This window comes from Streptomyces sp. Tek67B01, assembly GCF_055231995.1.
Window position 1 is genome coordinate 5,096,676 of sequence record NZ_JBUYUY010000001.1, and the last position, 17,421, is coordinate 5,114,096.

Below are 17,421 nucleotides of genomic sequence, written 5' to 3' on the forward strand. Positions count from 1 at the left end.
GGGCCCCGTACGCTCGGGGCGTGGAAGAGACGCCGACGCCCATCAGGGTGCTGCTCGCCGACGACCAGGCGCTGCTGCGCAGCGCGTTCAAGGTGCTCGTCGACTCCGAGCCCGACATGCACGTCGTGGGCGAGGCCTCGGACGGAGCCCAGGCCTACGCACTGGCCCGCGATCACCGGGCCGACGTCGTCCTCATGGACATCCGCATGCCGGGCACCGACGGCCTCGCCAGCACCCGCATGATCACCGCTGACCCGGAACTCGCCGCCGTCCGCGTCGTCATGCTGACCACTTTCGAGGTCGACGAGTACGTCGTGCAGGCGCTGCGGGCCGGCGCCTCCGGCTTCCTCGGCAAGGGCGCCGAGCCCGAGGAACTGCTCAACGCCATCCGTGTCGCCGCCGCCGGCGAGGCGCTGCTCTCCCCGACCGCCACCAAGGGACTGATCGCCACCTTCCTGGCCCAGGGCGCCCACAGCGACGCCCCCGCCCCCGGCTCCGCGCACGCCGAACGGCTCGCCGCGCTGACCGGTCGCGAGCGCGAGGTCCTCGTACTCGTCGCGGCGGGCCTCTCCAACGACGGCATCGCCGCCCGCCTGGAGGTCAGCCCGCTCACGGTCAAGACCCACGTCAACCGGGCCATGGCCAAGCTCGGCGCCCGCGACCGGGCCCAACTGGTCGTCATCGCCTACGAATCGGGTCTGGTCCGGCCCCGCGCGGACTGAGCGGCGGACCGGCCCGCAGTAGGGCGGCGTACTGCGGGCGCGGTATGCGGGGCGTGAGGACGGCACCTGGGAGCGACGCGCGCCACCGGGGCGCGGGCGAAGCTGAGGGGCTCGCGTCGGAACCTGCAGAGAGATCCTCAACCATGTCGTGGCTGTCCCGCTTCAGCCTGGCCCAAAGAGCACTGATCGGCCTCGTGTCGATCGTCGCGCTCTTCTTCGGCGCCATTGCCATCCCGCAGCTCAAGCAGCAACTGCTGCCCTCCATCGAACTGCCGATGGTGTCCGTGCTCGCGCCGTACGAGGGTGCCTCGCCCGACGTGGTGGAGAAGCAGGTCATCGAGCCGATCGAGGCCACCCTCAAGGGTGTCGACGGCATCACCGGCATCACCTCGACCGCCAGTGAGGGCAACGCCCTGATCATGGCGCAGTTCGACTACGGCGACAGCGGCACCAAGCAGCTCGTCGCCGACGTCCAGCAGGCCGTCAACCGGGCCCGCGTCCGGATGCCCGCCGACGTCGACCCGCAGGTGGTGGCGGGCTCCACCGACGACATGCCGACCGTGGTCCTGGCCGCCACCTCCGGCAAGGACCAGCAGGCCCTCGCCGACCAGTTGGACAGCTCAGTCGTCCCCGTCCTCTCCGACATCCCCGGCGTCGGCCGGGTCACCGTCGACGGCGTCCAGAAGCTCCAGGTCAGCGTCACCCCGGACCCCGCGAGGCTGGCGGCCGCCGGCCTCGACGGCGCCGCCGTCGCCAAGGGCCTCCAAGCGGGCGGCGCGACCGTCCCCGCCGGTTCCTTCGACGAGGAGGGCAAGAACCGCACCGTCCGCGTCGGCGCCGGCTACACCTCCCTCGCCCAGCTGGAGGACCTGCGGCTGAGCGCCGGGCCCGGCAAGCCGGCCGTGCGCCTGGCGGACGTGGCCTCGGTGAAGCAGGAGCCCGCCAAGGCCGTCTCGCTGACCCGCACCAACGGCAAGCCCAGCCTCTCCGTCACGCTGACCATGGACAAGGACGGCAGCGCCGTCGCGATCTCCGACGCGGTCAAGGACAAGCTGCCCGGGCTGCGCTCCACCCTCGGCTCCGGCGCCGATCTGACCGTGATCATGGACCAGGGCCCGGCCGTCGCCAGGTCCATCTCGGGCCTGACCACCGAAGGCGCGCTCGGCCTGGTCTTCGCGGTGCTCGTGATCCTGGTCTTCCTCGCCTCGCTGCGCTCGACGCTGGTCACGGCGGTCTCCATCCCGCTGTCCGTCGTCCTCGCGCTGATCGTCCTGTGGACCCGGGACCTGTCGCTCAACATGCTGACGCTCGGCGCCCTCACCATCGCCATCGGCCGGGTCGTCGACGACTCGATCGTGGTCCTGGAGAACATCAAGCGTCACCTCGGCTACGGCGAGGAGCGCGAGGCCGCCATCATCACCGCGGTCAAGGAGGTGGCCGGGGCGGTCACCTCCTCCACCCTCACCACCGTCGCCGTCTTCCTGCCGATCGGTCTCGTCGGCGGCATGATCGGCCAGCTGTTCAGCTCCTTCTCGCTGACGGTCACCGCCGCCCTGCTGGCGTCGCTGCTCGTCTCCCTGACCGTCGTGCCCGTCCTGTCGTACTGGTTCCTGCGCGCCCCCAAGGGCGTGGCGGAGGAGGCCGCGAAGGACGCGGCCCGCGCCCGGCGCGACGCGGAGGAGAAGGAGGCGCGCAGCCGGCTCCAGCGGTCCTACGTCCGCGTCCTGGGCTTCGCCACCCGCCGCAGGCTGACCAGCGTCGCCCTCGCGGCGGCGGTCCTCGTCGCCACCTTCGCCATGACCCCGTTGCTGAAGACGAACTTCTTCGACCAGGGCGAGCAGGACACGCTGACGGTCAAGCAGACGCTGGCCCCGGGTACCTCGCTGGCCGCCGCGGACGAGGCGAGCCACAAGGTCGAGCGGGTCCTCGCCTCGGTCGACGGAGTCAAGGACTACCAGGTCACCGTCGGCTCCTCCGGCTTCATGGCGGCGTTCGGCGGTGGCACCGGCACCAACCAGGCCTCGTACCAGGTCACCTTGGAGAACTCCGGTGACGCCGACTCCGTCAAGGGGCGCATCGAGAGCGAGCTGGGCAAGCTCGACGGCGTCGGCGAGACCCGCATCCTGGCGGGCGGCGGCTTCGGCAGCTCCAACCTGAGCGTGGTCGTCAAGGCCGGTGACGCCGGCGTGCTCGCCAAGGCCGCCGGTCAGGTCCAAGCCGAGGTGGCCGAGCTGAAGGACGTCACCGACGTCCAGAGCGACCTCTCCCAGTCCGTGCCCCGCATCTCGGTCACCGCCACCCCGAAGACCGCCGAAGCGGGCCTGGACCAGGCCGCCCTCGGCGCGCTCGTCGCCCAGGCCGTACGGGGCACCCCGGCCGGCAAGGCCGTACTGGACGACACCGAGCGGGACATCGTCGTCAAGTCCGCCAAGCCCGCCACCACCTTGGCCGAACTCCAGGCGTACCCGGTCGGGCCGACGGCCAGGCTCGGCGACATCGCCGACGTGAAGGCCGTCCCCGGCCCCGTCGCGATGACCCGGATCGACGGCGCCCGCGCCGCCACCATCACCGCCCGGCCGGTCGGCGACAACACCGGCGCCGTCAGCAGCGCCCTCCAGAGCCGGATCAAGGCCCTTGACCTGCCCGCCGGCGCCACCGCCTCCATCGGCGGTGTCTCCCAGGACCAGAGCGACGCCTTCGGCTCCCTGGGCCTGGCGATGCTCGCGGCCGTCGCGATCGTCTTCATGCTGTTGGTCGCGACCTTCCGCTCCCTGGTCCAGCCGCTGATCCTGCTGGTCTCCGTCCCCTTCGCGGCGACCGGTGCCCTCGGCCTGCTGATCGTCACCGGCACCCCCATGGGCGTCCCGGCGATGATCGGCATGCTGATGCTCATCGGCATCGTGGTCACCAACGCGATCGTCCTGATCGACCTGGTCAACCAGTACCGCCGCCAGGGCCTGGGCGTCGTCGAGGCCGTCGTCGAGGGCGGCCGGCACCGCCTGCGGCCCATCCTGATGACCGCGCTCGCGACGATCTTCGCGCTGCTCCCGATGGCGCTCGGTGTCACCGGCGAGGGCGGCTTCATCTCGCAGCCGCTCGCGGTGGTGGTCATCGGCGGCCTGATCAGCTCGACGCTGCTGACCCTGCTCCTGGTGCCGACCCTCTACACGATGGTCGAGCTGTTCAAGGAGCGGCGCCGCGCCAAGAAGCGGGCCCGTCTGACGGCGGTCCCCGCCCCGAGCGAGGGGGAGACCCCGGCGAGGGTGTGAGCGCGGGACCGCGTACACGAGGACCGCGTACACGACGGCCGCGTACACGACGGCCGCGTACACGCCGAAGGGGCGCCTCCCGCCGGGAGGCGCCCCTTCGGGCGTGTGAGGGTCGGCGGCCGGGCTACGGCAGCGCCAGCATCCGCTCCAGGGCGAGCTTCGCGAAGCTCTCCGTCTCCTTGTCGACCTGGATCCGGTTGACGAGGTTGCCCTCGGCCAGGGACTCCAGGGCCCACACGAGGTGGGGGAGGTCGATGCGGTTCATGGTCGAGCAGAAGCAGACCGTCTTGTCGAGGAAGACGACTTCCTTGTCCTCGGCGGCGAATCGATTCGCCAGGCGCTGGACCAGGTTCAGCTCGGTGCCGATGGCCCACTTGGAGCCGGCCGGGGCCGCCTCCAGCGTCTTGATGATGTACTCCGTCGAGCCCACGTAGTCGGCGGCAGCCACGACCTCGTGCTTGCACTCGGGGTGCACGAGCACGTTCACGCCGGGGATGCGGGCGCGGACGTCGTTGACGGAGTCGACCGAGAAGCGGCCGTGCACCGAGCAGTGCCCCCGCCACAGGATCATCTTGGCGTCCCGCAGCTGCTCGACGGTCAGGCCGCCGTTCGGCTTGTGCGGGTTGTAGAGCACGCAGTCGTCCAGGGACATGCCCATGTCGCGCACGGCCGTGTTGCGGCCCAGGTGCTGGTCCGGCAGGAACAGCACCTTCTCCCCCTGCTCGAAGGCCCACTCCAGGGCCTTCTTGGCGTTGGACGAGGTACAGATGGTGCCGCCGTGCTTGCCGGTGAAGGCCTTGATGTCGGCGGAGGAGTTCATGTAGGAGACGGGCACCGTGCTGCCGGCGATCCCGGCCTCGGTCAGCACGTCCCAGCACTCCGCGACCTGCTCGGCGGTGGCCATGTCGGCCATCGAGCAGCCCGCCGCGAGGTCGGGCAGGACGACCATCTGGTCGTCCGTGGTGAGGATGTCGGCGGACTCGGCCATGAAGTGCACGCCGCAGAAGACGATGTACTCGGCCTCCGGCTTGCCGGCCGCGTCCCGGGCCAGCTTGAACGAGTCACCGGTCACGTCCGCGAACTCGATGACCTCGTCGCGCTGGTAGTGGTGGCCGAGGATGAAGACCTTGTCCCCCAGCTTCTCCTTGGCCGCGCGGGCGCGCGCCACCAGGTCCGGGTCCGACGGCGAGGGCAGGTCGCCGGGGCATTCGACCCCGCGCTCGCTCTTGGGGTCGGCTTCGCGGCCGAGCAACAGCAGGGCGAGCGGCGTCGGCTGGACGTCCAGGGGCTGGGTGTCCATAGGCTGGGCGGTGGTCACGACACGCACCCTTTCTGTTCTGCGACAAGGGACTTCTGAAGACGTTCGGAGCGACTTCTCGTCTATTTGACGCTATCTATCATAGCCGCTTCACGTCAGTTTGACGATGCCGATAGTGTCGATGTGACGAATTCGCCCCGTTCCGCACGTCTCACGTCCGTCATGTCCGCGCCCCGGCCCCGGTGTGCGAGCATGAATATCTGGAACAAGGAGCGGGACCCCGGAATGAATCCGCGGTCGCGCTGGTTGCCACCGACGGCAAGAGTCCGACGTATCCCCAGCCTCCGGCGGGGAGCCGCCCACTTCGGGAGTGAATGCAGATGTCCGTACAGGACGAAAAGACCACTGTGAGCGACGGCATCCTCCTGTCCGACGCCGCCGCCGAGAAGGTCAGGACCCTGCTGGAGCAGGAAGGCCGCGATGACCTGGCGCTGCGCGTCGCCGTCCAGCCCGGCGGCTGCTCCGGCCTGCGCTACCAGCTCTTCTTCGACGAGCGCTCCCTCGACGGTGACGTCGTCAAGGACTTCGACGGGGTCAAGGTCGTCACCGACCGCATGAGCTCCCCGTACCTGCACGGCGCGTCCATCGACTTCGTGGACACCATCGAGAAGCAGGGCTTCACGATCGACAACCCGAACGCCACCGGCTCCTGCGCCTGCGGCGACTCGTTCAGCTAGGCCGCGGCCTGCGCGAGGCCTGTGACGAGGGCCCGGACAGCGAACGCTGTCCGGGCCCTCGTCGTACTCCGGGCGAGGCCTGCCGACGCGGCCTACTGGCGGGGGAGCGGCTTGCCGGACGTCGCGTCGACCACCTTGCGGTCGCCCAGCGGCTTCTGCAGCGTCACCGTGCGGGACATCTCCTTCGCCAGCATGATGCAGGCCTGCCCCGGCTTGTTCGGGGTGTCGGTGATCTTCACTAGCACGTCGGTCCCCTCCTCCCGCGCCTCCACGGCGTAGGTGCTGCACACCCCGCCCCAGAAGTTCACGGTCAGCTTGCGATCGGTCTCGGCGTACGAGAACCCGGGCACCGTCCGGGCCCCGGCGCTCGGCGCGACGGTCTCGCGCGACGAGGCCGGCTCCACCACGGTGTGGGCCGGTGCGCCCTCCTTGGCGACCGCTTCGAAGAGCCAGGCCGGGACCAGGCCCCGCCCACCGTCGTCGAGCGTGCCCGCGGCGAGCCCGAGCACGGCCCCCCGTACGGTCTCCGTCCGCGGCGGCTTCATCGGGCGCGGCTCCGGGTTGCAGGGCAGGGTGTCCGTCGCGCCCGTCGGCGTGTCCGGGGTGAGCGGGACGGAGGTCGCGCAGCCGCTCGGCCCGGGGCCGGACCCGCCCGACCCGCCGCTGCGGGCGTTGAGCCGGGCCAGCGCGTCCACGGCCGTGACCACCGGCTCCTCGGCCGCGCGGACCGGAGCCTTCAGCTCGCCGCTGCCCGCCACCACCGTGCCGTCGGGGCCCACGCTCACCTTGCTGGACCAGCCCTGGGTGGGCAGGCCGCCGATCACCGGGTCCGCCGTCACCACCCGGACCGCGCCCTGGGTGAGGCGGGCGTCCAGCGCGGCGTCGGCCTGGCCCGCGCCCGCGAGCACCGGGGCGGCCGCGGTCTTGGCCGCCTGCTCGGAAACGGGATCGGCCGTGTCCTTCGCGCCCTGGGGGAGGGTGGCCGGGCCGCAGGTGTCCTGACCGGGCTTGCAGTTGTCGCCGCCGGAGCCGGAGCCGGAGCCCTTGCCGGCGCCGTTGCCGTCGCCGCCCGGCTGGAAGCGGGCGAAGTTCCAGGTGCCGGGGGCCGTACGGGTGACCGTGAGCCGGGGTCCCGAGCCGTCGGCCGCCTCGCCGGCCAGCCACTGGTCGCCGGTGAGCCGGGGCGTGCCGGGAATCCCCAGGGCCGCCGCGAGCCGGGCCACCTCCTCGGAGGTCACCTCGCCGGTCGCGGCGAAGCTCGGAGCGGTGGCCGGGCCGTCGGGGAGCTTGCCGGCGGCCCGGTAGGTCACCCCGCCGCCCGAGGGGTCCGGCTCACCGGGGGCGATGCCCGGGCCCGGCGGCGTCGGCGCCGCGGCGCGGGGCGCGGAGGCCGCGGTGTCACCCGTCCGGTGGCCGCCCGAGCCGTCGCCGTGGGCCGTGGACGCCCAGTAGGCGGTACCCCCGCCCGCCAGGAGGACGGCCGCCGCGACCGAGCCGACGGCCCAGCCCGGCCGCCGTCGGGTGGGGCGTGATGTGTCGCCTTGTTCGGTGGTCACTGATCGCTCCTTCGCCTGTCCCGCGTGTCTCGATGCGGGTGTGACGGAGCGGACCGCGAACCGGTTCCCGTCGGACCTGTTCCTGTCGGACCGGTTCCCGTATCGGACCGGTCGGCGTCGAGGCCGCCTCAGTCGCCGTACTCCGCGGTGGAGGCGATGAGGCGCGCCGAAGCGGGCGGGACGCTGACGCCGTGGATCTGCGAGGGCGCCACCGGCGCGGGCCGCGGATCCGTCGGGACCGCCCAGTGCGGGGCCATCCTGGCGCAGTCGCCCAGCAGCCGCGCCAAGCCGGGCCGGGCCGCGGCGGGGTGTTCGGCGTACCCGAAAGCATCGGTGTAGGTCATGGAGGGCACGTTAGGCCTGGGCCGCGCGACGAGAAAGACCTACTACGGGGTAGTTTCGACGGGTCGGCCCGGAGCCGTCGACCGGGTAGTTTTGACTGTCCCCTCGCCGTCCCCCGCAGGAGCATCCACGCCGTGCGTATCGCAGTCACCGGCTCCATCGCCACCGACCACCTGATGACCTTCCCGGGCCGCTTCGCCGACCAGCTGGTCGCCGACCAGCTCCACACGGTCTCCCTCTCCTTCCTCGTCGACAACCTCGACGTCCGGCGGGGCGGTGTCGGCCCGAACATCTGCTTCGGCATGGGGCAGCTCGGCAGCCGCCCGATCCTGGTCGGCGCCGCCGGCTACGACTTCGACGAGTACCGGGCCTGGCTGGACCGGCACGGCGTCGACACCGAGTCCGTCCGGATCTCCGAGGTGCTGCACACCGCGCGCTTCGTGTGCACCACGGACATCGACCACAACCAGATCGGCTCCTTCTACACGGGCGCGATGAGCGAGGCCCGCCTCATCGAGCTCAAGGCCGTCGCCGACCGCGTGGGCGGCCTGGACCTCGTCCTGATCGGCGCCGACGACCCCGAGGCGATGCTGCGCCACACGGAGGAGTGCCGTACGCGCGGCATCCCCTTCGCGGCCGACTTCTCGCAGCAGATCGCCCGGATGGACGGCGAGAACATCCGCACCCTGATGGAGGGTGCGACGTTCCTCTTCTCGAACGAGTACGAGAAGGGCCTCATCGAGTCGAAGTCCGGCTGGACCGACGCGGAGATCCTCTCCAAGGTCGGTACCCGCGTCACCACGCTCGGCTCGAACGGCGTGCGCATCGAGCGCGAGGGCGAGGAGCCGATCGTCGTCGGCTGCCCGGAGGAGAAGGCGAAGATCGACCCTACGGGCGTCGGCGACGCCTTCCGCGCCGGCTTCCTGACCGGCCTCGGCTGGGGCGTCGGCCCGGAGCGGGCGGCGCAGGTCGGCTGCATGCTGGCGACCCTGGTGATCGAGACCCTGGGCACCCAGGAGTACACCCTGGCCCGCGCGCACTTCATGGAGCGCTTCGCCAAGGCCTACGGCGACACCGCCGCCGCCGAGGTACAGGCCCACTTGGCCTAGCCGCCGGCGGAACCGACCCGCGCCCCCCGCCGGCACCCGGCCTCCGCCTCGGCCCGACCCCGCCGGTGCTCGACCCGGTGTACGGGGGGCGGGGTTTGGGTGGGGGTCGGCCTGGCCGGTGCTCGGGCGCGGGCCCGAGCAGAGCCCGTCACCCCGGCTCCGCCGGTGCTCGGCGCATGCCCGAGCGAGGCCCATTGCTTGGCTCCGCCGGTGGTCGCGGTGCGGTGTTCGGGTGGGGTTCCGCCTGGCCGGCCCCCGGGTGCGGGCCCGAACAGAGCCCGTCACCCGGCCCCGCCTGTGTTCGGGTGCGGGCCCGAACAGAGCCCGTCACCCCGGCTCCGCCGGTGCTCGGCGCATGCCCGAGCGAGGCCCATTGCTTGGCTCCGCCGGTGGTCGCGGTGCGGTGTTCGGGTGGGGTTCCGCCTGGCCGGCCCCCGGGTGCGGGCCCGAACAGAGCCCGTCACCCGGCCCCGCCTGTGTTCGGGTGCGGGCCGGAGCAGAGCCCGTCACCCGGCCCCGCCTGTGTTCGGGTGCGGGCCGAGCAGAGCCCGCCACTCTGCCCGCCGGTGCTCGGTGTGCAGGCCGGGGCGGAGCCCGTCACCCGGCCCCGCCTGTGTTCGGGTGCGGGCCTGGGCGGGGCGTGCCATTCAGCTCGCCGGCGTTTGAGGTGCGGGTCCGGGCGGAGTCCGGGGAGGAACGGTGCAAGGGCGGGTAGGGGACAGCCCCGCGCAGCGGCAAGCCCCTGCCGAGCGTCCGGCCTCGCAGCGGCACGCCCCCGGCGGCCCCGCCGACTGTCCGGCCCCGCGCAGCGGTGTGTCCCGGCCCCGCCCGCCCCGGTTCCGGCCCGCGCAGCGGCGGCCCCGGCCCCCGCGCAGCGGCAAGCTCCCGCCGAGCGCGCGGCCCCCGCGCAGCGGTGTGGCCCCGGTTCCGGCCCGCCCGGCCGGGGGGCGGGGCGCTATGTCAGGCGGCGGACCGTGTACGCCGCCCCCACCGGGCGCGGGGTCTCGCCCACGTACGCCTGGCCGCGCATCACGCACCACGCCGGGATGTCGAGCCGGGCCACCTCGTCGTCGGACACCACCGTCACCGTCCCGCCCACGGGCACCGTCCCGATCGCCCGTGCCAGTTCGATGACCGGCTGCGGGCACCGCAGGCCCAGCGCGTCCAACTCCACCGACTCCGCGACCGGGACCGCCTCCTGAGCCGGCGGCACCCCCAGGCGCGCCCGTATCCCCGACACCGCCCTCGGCAGCGCCTCCAGGAAGCCGTTCACCTCCTCGGCCGTGGTCCCCGACGGCAGTGACACCCGCACGTTCCCCTCCGACAGCACGCCCATCGCCTTGAGGACGTGCGACGCCGTCAGGGTGGAACTGGTGCAGGACGAGCCCGACGACACCGAGTAGCCCGCCCGGTCCAGTTCGTGCAGCAGGGTCTCCCCGTCGACGTACAGGCAGGAGAAGGTGACCAGGTGCGGCAGCCGTCGCTCGGCGTCGCCCACCACCTCCACGTCCGGGACCAGTCGGGCGACCCGACGTCTGATCCGGTCCACCAGCACCCGCAGCCGGGCCGCCTCCGCGTCGGCCTCGGCCCGTACGGCCCGTAGCGACGCCGCCGCCGCGACGACGGCCGGGAGGTTGCCGAAGCCGGGGGAGCGGCCCGACTCCCTTTCGTCCGCCGGGCCTTGGGGGGCGAACCTGACGCCCTTGCGGACCACCAGCAGCCCCACCCCGGGGGGCCCGCCCCACTTGTGGGCGCTCGCGGTCAGCAGTGACCAGGCACCCTCGACCGGCCCCCAGCCCAGCGATTGGGCCGCGTCCACCAGCAGCGGCACCCCGGCGGCCCCGCAGACCTCCGCCACTTCCGCCACCGGCTGCACCGTGCCCACTTCGTGGTTGGCCGACTGGAGGCAGGCCAGAGCGGTGGTCGGGTCGAGGGCGGACGAGTACCCGTCGGCGGAGACCGCCCCCAGGCGATCCACGGCAACCTCCGTCACCGCGCCGCCGGAAGCCGCATGCGTCTCGGCCGCATGGAGGACGGAACTGTGTTCGACCGCCGACACGACCAGCCGGTTCCCGACCCGCCGCCGCCCGGCGAGCGCCCCCGCGACACCCGTGTGAACCGCGTGCGTCCCCGAAGGAGTGAAGACGAGCTCGTCGGCGCGGCACCCCACCGCCTCGGCGGCCGCCTCCCGGGCCGCGTCCAGCAACAGCCGGGCGCGCCGCCCCTCGCGGTACAGCCGGGCGGGGTCGGCCCACCCCTCGTCGAGGGCGGCCAGCAGCGCCTGCCTGGCCACGGGGTGCAGCGGGGCGGCGGAAGCGGAGTCGAAGTACGGCATACGGGCACGCTAACCGGCCCCGCGCCCCACCCGGGTCAGGGCCCGTCAGAACAGGTGTCCCGGCCGCCGTTCAGGGCCGGATGGCCCGTCCCCCGGACGGCGCATCCATCCCTTCGGGGGCAGTAGCGGCGCGTTGGGCACCCTCCCCGCGCGACCCCAAATAGCGTCCAGTAGGGTTTGGTCCGCATAAACATCCAAACCCCTGCCTGCGTCAGGGCCGGCGACCGACCCGAACACGGCCGCGGCCGGCCGCGCGGGCCGAGACTCTCGGGAAGGCGCTACGTGAGTCCCTACGGCTCCGACCGCTCGCCGCGGCGCCCGATGCGGCGGAAGCTGCTGCAGGCGCTGACTGCGGGCGCGGTCCTGGCGACCGCCACTGGTTGCTCGTACAACTGGCAAGACTTCCCCCGCCTCGGAATGCCCACCCCGGTCACGGAGGAGGCGCCCCGCATCCTGTCCCTGTGGCAGGGGTCGTGGGCAGCCGCCCTCGTCACGGGCATCCTGGTCTGGGGCCTGATCATCTGGAGCATCGTCTTCCACCGGCGCAGCCGGACGAAGGTGGAGGTTCCCCCGCAGACCCGGTACAACATGCCCATCGAGGCGCTGTACACCGTGGTTCCGCTCATCATCGTCTCGGTGCTCTTCTACTTCACCGCGCGTGACGAGTCGAAGCTGCTGTCCCTCTCCGCCAAGCCGGCCCACACGATCAACGTGATCGGCTACCAGTGGAGCTGGGGCTTCAACTACGTCGAGAACGTCGACGGCGACGGGGCCACCCCGAAGGCGGGCGAGGTTCCCAAGAACCTCGCCAACATCCCGGACCGCTTCACCAAGGACTTCCCCGCGGGCGCCGAAGGTGTCTACGACAAGGGCGTCCCCGGCGAGCGGAACCCGCAGAACAACAACCCGGGGCCGACCCTCTACCTGCCCAAGGGCGAGAAGGTCCGCTTCATCCTGTCGTCGAACGACGTCATCCACTCCTTCTGGGTGGTGCCCTTCCTGTTCAAGCAGGACGTGATCCCCGGTCACACCAACGTCTTCGAGGTCACCCCGGATCAGTTCGGCACCTACAGGGGCAAGTGCGCCGAGCTCTGCGGCGTCGACCACTCCCGGATGCTCTTCAACGTGAAGATCGTCTCGCCCGCCGAATACCAGGCGCACCTCAAGGAGCTGGCCAAGAAGGGGCAGACCGGCTTCCTCCTGGCCGGCATCAACCAGACGGACTCGGCCCGGAACGCGGAGACGAACAAACTGTGAGCATCCTCAACGAACCTCAGGGTGCCGCCGCAGCCGACTCGTACGAGAACGAGCTGCCGGTACGGCGCAAGCAGCCGGGCAACGTGGTCGTGAAGTGGATGACCACGACCGACCACAAGACCATCGGTACGATGTACCTGGTCACGTCGTTCGTGTTCTTCCTGATCGGCGGCGTGCTGGCGCTCTTCATGCGCGCCGAGCTGGCCCGTCCGGGCTCGCAGATCATGTCGAACGAGCAGTTCAACCAGGCGTTCACCATGCATGGCACGATCATGCTGCTGATGTTCGCCACCCCGCTGTTCGCGGGCTTCGCGAACTGGATCATGCCGCTGCAGATCGGCGCGCCCGACGTGGCGTTCCCGCGGCTGAACATGTTCGCGTACTGGCTGTACCTCTTCGGCTCGACCATCGCGGTGGCCGGCTTCGTCACGCCGAACGGCGCTGCCGACTTCGGTTGGTTCGCCTACTCCCCGCTGTCGGACGCGGTCCGCTCGCCGGGCATCGGCGCCGACATGTGGATCATGGGTCTGGCCTTCTCGGGCTTCGGCACCATCCTCGGCTCGGTCAACTTCATCACCACGATCATCTGCATGCGCGCCCCGGGCATGACGATGTTCCGCATGCCGATCTTCACCTGGAACGTGCTGCTGACCGGTGTTCTGGTCCTGCTCGCCTTCCCGGTGCTGGCCGCCGCGCTCTTCGCGCTGGAGGCCGACCGGAAGTTCGGTGCGCACGTGTTCGACGCCTCGAACGGCGGAGCCTTGTTGTGGCAACACCTCTTCTGGTTCTTCGGCCATCCAGAGGTGTACATCATCGCGCTACCGTTCTTCGGCATCGTCTCCGAGATCATCCCGGTCTTCAGCCGTAAGCCGATGTTCGGCTACATCGGTCTGATCGCCGCGACGATCGCGATCGCCGGTCTCTCGGTGACCGTGTGGGCGCACCACATGTACGTCACCGGTGGCGTGCTGCTGCCGTTCTTCTCCTTCATGACCTTCCTGATCGCGGTTCCGACCGGTGTGAAGTTCTTCAACTGGATCGGCACCATGTGGAAGGGCTCGCTGTCCTTCGAGACCCCGATGCTCTGGACGATCGGCTTCCTGGTCACCTTCACCTTCGGTGGTCTGACCGGCGTCATCCTGGCCTCGCCCCCGATGGACTTCCACGTCTCAGACTCGTACTTCGTCGTCGCGCACTTCCACTACGTCGTCTTCGGCACCGTGGTCTTCGCGATGTTCGCCGGCTTCCACTTCTGGTGGCCGAAGTTCACGGGCAAGATGCTGGACGAGCGCCTTGGCAAGATCACCTTCTGGACGCTGTTCATCGGCTTCCACGGCACCTTCCTGGTGCAGCACTGGCTCGGTGCCGAGGGCATGCCGCGTCGTTACGCGGACTACCTCGCGGCCGACGGCTTCACCACGCTGAACACGATCTCCACGATCAGCTCGTTCCTGCTCGGCCTGTCGATGCTGCCCTTCATGTACAACGTCTGGAAGACGGCGAAGTACGGCAAGAGGGTCGAGGTCGACGACCCGTGGGGCTACGGCCGTTCGCTGGAGTGGGCGACCTCCTGCCCGCCGCCGCGGCACAACTTCCTCACCCTGCCGCGGATCCGCTCCGAGTCCCCGGCGTTCGACCTGCACCACCCGGAGATCGCGGCCCTCGACCACCTCGAGGACCACACCGCCGGTGCCACCAAGGCCCTCACCGGCGACAAGGAGGCCGGCAAGTGAAGATCCAGGGCAAGCTGTTCCTCTGGCTCTCCTTCTTCATCCTGATCATGGCCGTCGTGTACGGCGTGTGGTCGAAGGAGCCCGTAGGCACCACCGCGCTCTTCCTGGCCTTCGGCCTGAGCGTCATGATCGGCTACTACCTGGCCTTCACGGCCAAGCGCGTGGACGAGATGGCCCAGGACAACCTGGAGGCCGACGTCGCCGACGAGGCGGGCGAGCTGGGGTTCTTCTCCCCGCACAGCTGGCAGCCGCTCTCGCTGGGCATCGGCGGCGCGCTCGCGTTCATGGGCGTCATCTTCGGCTGGTGGCTCATGTACTTCTCGGCCCCGATCATCGTGATCGGCCTGTGGGGCTGGGTGTACGAGTACTACCGCGGTGAGAACCAGAACCAGTAGCGGCACCCCGTAGGACCCGAAGCACGACACCAGGGGCCCGGACACCTCCAACGGAGGAGTCCGGGCCCCTCGTTTGCAGTCACCCCGCGCGCCGTAATTGTCATACCTTCTTAGCGTTGGCTCCATGAAGCACTCACCGCGTCTTTGGACGGTACTCAGCTGCTCCCTGCTGGTCGCGTCCCTCGGGGCCGGCGCCACCGCGTGCGGGGGGTCCGATGACAACCCGCTGTCCGCCCGCCCGTACGACGCGGGCGACCACATCGCTTTCAACCAGGCCTCCGGCGGGCGCCCCGTCGACCCCGGCAAGCCCCTGGAGGTGACCTCCAAGGGCTCCGGGAACCGGATCACCGACGTGACCGTCGTGGACACCCACGGCCGCCGCCTGGCGGGCGAACTCTCCGCCAAGGGAGACCGGTGGCACAGCACCGCCCCGATGGCCGCGGGCGTGCGCTACACGGCCACCGTGAGCACCGAGAACGAGCGGGGCGCCCCGGGGCAGCGCACGCTGACGTTCGACACCACCCCGGCCAAGAAGGTCCTCCAGGTGGAATTCGGCCCGGACGCGGGCAAGTACGGTGTCGGACAGCCCCTCACGGCCGAACTGAGCGAGCCGGTCCACGACAAGGCGGCCCGCGCTCTCGTGGAGCGCGGCCTGGTCGTGGACGCGCCGTCGGGCGTCGAGGGCACCTGGCACTGGGTGGACGACAAGAAGCTGCACTACCGCCCCAAGGACTACTGGCCCGCCCACTCCACCGTCTCCGTTCGGAGCAATCTGGAGGGGGTCAAGGTCACCGACGACCTCTACGGGACCGCCAGCAAGCCGCTGAAGCTGGAGATCGGGGACCGCGTCGAGGTCACCACCGACGCCGCGTCCCACTACCTCACGTTCAAGCGCGACGGAGAAGTGATCAACACCATTCCGGTGACCACCGGAAAGCCCGGCTTCTCCACCCGCAACGGCATCAAGGTGGTCCTGGGCAAGCAGTACTACGTCCAGATGCGCGGCGACACGGTCGGCATCGGCGGCAGCGAGTACTACAACCTGCCCGTCTACTACGCGACGCGCGTCACCTGGAGTGGTGAATACGTCCACGCCGCGCCGTGGTCCGTCGGCTCCCAGGGCTACGAGAACGTCAGCCACGGCTGTACGGGCATGAGCACCGCCAACGCCGCCTGGTTCTACGAGAACATCAGCGAGGGCGACATCGTCAAGGTGATCAACAGCATCGGCGAGGACATGGACACCTTCGGCAACGGCTACGGCGACTGGAACATGGACTGGAAGGACTGGCGCGAGGGCAGCGCGCTCGTCGGCGGCACCCAGGAAGGCCGCAGCGCGGTCGACCAGGCCCGACTGCGCCCGCAGGTCTGAACCGCCCCGGCAGGTACGCCCGGCGGCCCCGAACCGGCCCCCGTGAGCCCAGAGGCTCCCGAGGGGCCGGTTCCGCTTGAGCGGCGCCCGGTTACGCGTCCAGGGACAGTCGGGCGCGCAGCAGACGCGCCAGGGCCTCCGGGAACCCCACAGGGTCAACCGGAAGGGTGACGGCCGCGTCCGCGCGGCTCCAGGTGGCCAACCAGGCGTCCTGAGGGCGCCCCATGAGCAGCAGCACCGGGGGACACCGGAAGATCTCGTCCTTGATCTGCCGGCACACGCCCATGCCGCCCGCCGGAACGGCCTCGCCGTCCAACACGCACGCGTCCACACCGCCTTCGTCCAGCGCCTTGAGGACCGCCGGCAGCGTCGCGCACTCCAGGAACTCCACCGGCGGCAGGTCCGCGGCCGGCCTGCGTCCGGAGGCCAACCGCACCTGCTCCCGGGTGCCCGCGTCGTCGCTGTAGACCAGAACTCGCGCAGTCGCCCGCATTTCGTTCCTCCACGTGTGCCCGTGAATCACGTTGATGTTGCGCGGGATGCTACTCCGTCCGACCCGTTGTCAACATCGGTTCGCGCACCCTCGCGGGCACCCGCCGGTAAGCCGATCTGATGGGCCGTTCGGGCCTTGCACACCCCTCTGACACTCCGAACGGCACCCCCCGGGGTGAGGGCGGGATAAGCGACCGACATAATGTCGGTCGTGGCGACAGCAACGACAGTAGATACCGGGCACGCGCACCCGACGGTCAACCGGCCGAACCTCGTCAGCGTCGGAACCATCATCTGGTTGAGTTCCGAGCTGATGTTCTTCGCGGCCCTCTTCGCGATGTACTTCACCCTGCGATCCGTGACGGGCGCCGAGTACTGGACAGAGCAGGCTTCGGCCTTGAATCTGCCCTTCTCGGCGACGAACACCACGATCCTGGTGCTCTCCTCCCTCACCTGCCAGCTCGGCGTATTCGCCGCCGAGCGCGGTGACGTGAAGAAGCTCAGGACGTGGTTCATCATCACGTTCGTCATGGGTGCGATCTTCATTGGCGGCCAGGTGTTCGAGTACACCGATCTGGTCAAGGAGGAGGGGCTCTCCCTCAAGTCCGGACCGTACGGATCGGTGTTCTACCTGACCACCGGCTTCCACGGTCTGCACGTGACGGGCGGTCTCATCGCCTTCCTGCTGGTCCTCGGCCGGACGTACGCGGCCAAGAGGTTCACCCACGAACAGGCCACGTCGGCCATCGTCGTGTCCTACTACTGGCACTTCGTCGATGTCGTCTGGATCGGCCTCTTCGCCACGATCTACCTGATCAAGTAGCGAACACGTCACCGGGCATGC

Annotated in this window: 14 protein-coding genes; 9 read left to right on the forward strand and 5 right to left on the reverse strand. The window is 70.6% G+C overall.

Going from position 1 to position 17,421, the window contains the following annotated elements; genetic code table 11:
* The first annotated feature begins 20 nt into the window (after positions 1-20).
* On the forward strand, positions 21-722 hold the full coding sequence (locus ACV7NM_RS22900) for a response regulator (protein ID WP_463412029.1): 702 nt from the start codon (positions 21-23) through the stop codon (positions 720-722).
* Positions 723-865: 143 nt separating this feature from the next.
* The gene (locus tag ACV7NM_RS22905; protein WP_463412030.1) at positions 866-3,991 is read left to right on the forward strand and encodes an efflux RND transporter permease subunit; all 3,126 of its coding nucleotides are present in this window, start codon (positions 866-868) and stop codon (positions 3,989-3,991) included.
* Between the two features lie 124 nt (positions 3,992-4,115).
* Here ACV7NM_RS22905 and nadA read toward each other — a convergent pair whose 3' ends face one another.
* Positions 4,116-5,318 (reverse strand): quinolinate synthase NadA, encoded by a 1,203-nt coding sequence (gene nadA / locus ACV7NM_RS22910; protein WP_463412031.1) that lies wholly within the window; start codon positions 5,316-5,318, stop codon positions 4,116-4,118.
* Between the two features lie 311 nt (positions 5,319-5,629).
* Between nadA and erpA the strand changes: the two genes are divergently transcribed.
* A complete protein-coding gene (erpA, locus tag ACV7NM_RS22915; RefSeq protein WP_136217385.1) occupies positions 5,630-5,986 on the forward strand; it encodes an iron-sulfur cluster insertion protein ErpA in 357 nt (118 codons plus the stop codon).
* Positions 5,987-6,078: 92 nt separating this feature from the next.
* Here erpA and ACV7NM_RS22920 read toward each other — a convergent pair whose 3' ends face one another.
* Together ACV7NM_RS22920 and ACV7NM_RS22925 are read right to left on the reverse strand one after the other, a co-directional pair.
* Positions 6,079-7,542 (reverse strand): hypothetical protein, encoded by a 1,464-nt coding sequence (locus tag ACV7NM_RS22920; protein WP_463412032.1) that lies wholly within the window; start codon positions 7,540-7,542, stop codon positions 6,079-6,081.
* Between the two features lie 128 nt (positions 7,543-7,670).
* On the reverse strand, positions 7,671-7,886 hold the full coding sequence (locus ACV7NM_RS22925) for a hypothetical protein (RefSeq protein WP_463412033.1): 216 nt from the start codon (positions 7,884-7,886) through the stop codon (positions 7,671-7,673).
* A gap of 132 nt (positions 7,887-8,018) precedes the next feature.
* Here ACV7NM_RS22925 and ACV7NM_RS22930 point away from each other — a divergent pair, with 132 nt between their 5' ends.
* On the forward strand, positions 8,019-8,993 hold the full coding sequence (locus ACV7NM_RS22930) for a carbohydrate kinase family protein (protein WP_463412034.1): 975 nt from the start codon (positions 8,019-8,021) through the stop codon (positions 8,991-8,993).
* A 955-nt stretch (positions 8,994-9,948) separates the two neighbouring features.
* Here the strand turns inward: ACV7NM_RS22930 and ACV7NM_RS22935 are convergent.
* A complete protein-coding gene (locus ACV7NM_RS22935) occupies positions 9,949-11,328 on the reverse strand; it encodes an aminotransferase class V-fold PLP-dependent enzyme (protein ID WP_463412035.1) in 1,380 nt (459 codons plus the stop codon).
* A 282-nt stretch (positions 11,329-11,610) separates the two neighbouring features.
* On the opposite strand from ACV7NM_RS22935, the gene ctaC reads away from it, so the two are divergent.
* The 4 genes from ctaC (at position 11,611) to ACV7NM_RS22955 (ending at position 16,085) form a co-directional block, all read left to right on the forward strand.
* Positions 11,611-12,585 (forward strand): aa3-type cytochrome oxidase subunit II, encoded by a 975-nt coding sequence (gene ctaC / locus ACV7NM_RS22940; protein ID WP_463412036.1) that lies wholly within the window; start codon positions 11,611-11,613, stop codon positions 12,583-12,585.
* Positions 12,582-14,318: an aa3-type cytochrome oxidase subunit I gene (ctaD, locus tag ACV7NM_RS22945; RefSeq protein ID WP_463412037.1), complete on the forward strand. Its 1,737-nt coding sequence runs from the start codon at positions 12,582-12,584 to the stop codon at positions 14,316-14,318. Before ctaC ends, ctaD begins: the two co-directional genes overlap by 4 nt.
* Positions 14,315-14,713 carry a cytochrome c oxidase subunit 4 gene (locus tag ACV7NM_RS22950; protein ID WP_136215173.1) on the forward strand — a complete coding sequence of 133 codons (399 nt, stop codon included), beginning with the start codon at positions 14,315-14,317 and terminating at the stop codon, positions 14,711-14,713. Before ctaD ends, ACV7NM_RS22950 begins: the two co-directional genes overlap by 4 nt.
* Positions 14,714-14,837: 124 nt before the next feature.
* Positions 14,838-16,085 (forward strand): L,D-transpeptidase, encoded by a 1,248-nt coding sequence (locus ACV7NM_RS22955; RefSeq protein ID WP_463412038.1) that lies wholly within the window; start codon positions 14,838-14,840, stop codon positions 16,083-16,085.
* A gap of 91 nt (positions 16,086-16,176) precedes the next feature.
* Here the strand turns inward: ACV7NM_RS22955 and ACV7NM_RS22960 are convergent, their stop codons facing one another.
* On the reverse strand, positions 16,177-16,578 hold the full coding sequence (locus ACV7NM_RS22960) for a hypothetical protein (protein WP_463412039.1): 402 nt from the start codon (positions 16,576-16,578) through the stop codon (positions 16,177-16,179).
* Between the two features lie 201 nt (positions 16,579-16,779).
* Between ACV7NM_RS22960 and ctaE the strand changes: the two genes are divergently transcribed.
* A complete protein-coding gene (gene ctaE, locus ACV7NM_RS22965) occupies positions 16,780-17,400 on the forward strand; it encodes an aa3-type cytochrome oxidase subunit III (protein ID WP_463412040.1) in 621 nt (206 codons plus the stop codon).
* Positions 17,401-17,421 lie beyond the last annotated feature (21 nt).

What these genes read in the sequence shown, in the direction of transcription:
- ACV7NM_RS22960 (WP_463412039.1), bottom strand. Translation starts at nt 16,578, where the DNA reads ATGCGGGCGACTGCGCGAGTTCTGGTCTACAGCGACGACGCGGGCACC.
- ctaE (WP_463412040.1), top strand. Translation starts at nt 16,780, where the DNA reads ATGTCGGTCGTGGCGACAGCAACGACAGTAGATACCGGGCACGCGCAC.
- erpA (WP_136217385.1), top strand. Translation starts at nt 5,630, where the DNA reads ATGTCCGTACAGGACGAAAAGACCACTGTGAGCGACGGCATCCTCCTG.
- ACV7NM_RS22955 (WP_463412038.1), top strand. Translation starts at nt 14,838, where the DNA reads ATGAAGCACTCACCGCGTCTTTGGACGGTACTCAGCTGCTCCCTGCTG.
- ACV7NM_RS22925 (WP_463412033.1), bottom strand. Translation starts at nt 7,886, where the DNA reads ATGACCTACACCGATGCTTTCGGGTACGCCGAACACCCCGCCGCGGCC.
- ACV7NM_RS22905 (WP_463412030.1), top strand. Translation starts at nt 866, where the DNA reads ATGTCGTGGCTGTCCCGCTTCAGCCTGGCCCAAAGAGCACTGATCGGC.
- ACV7NM_RS22935 (WP_463412035.1), bottom strand. Translation starts at nt 11,328, where the DNA reads ATGCCGTACTTCGACTCCGCTTCCGCCGCCCCGCTGCACCCCGTGGCC.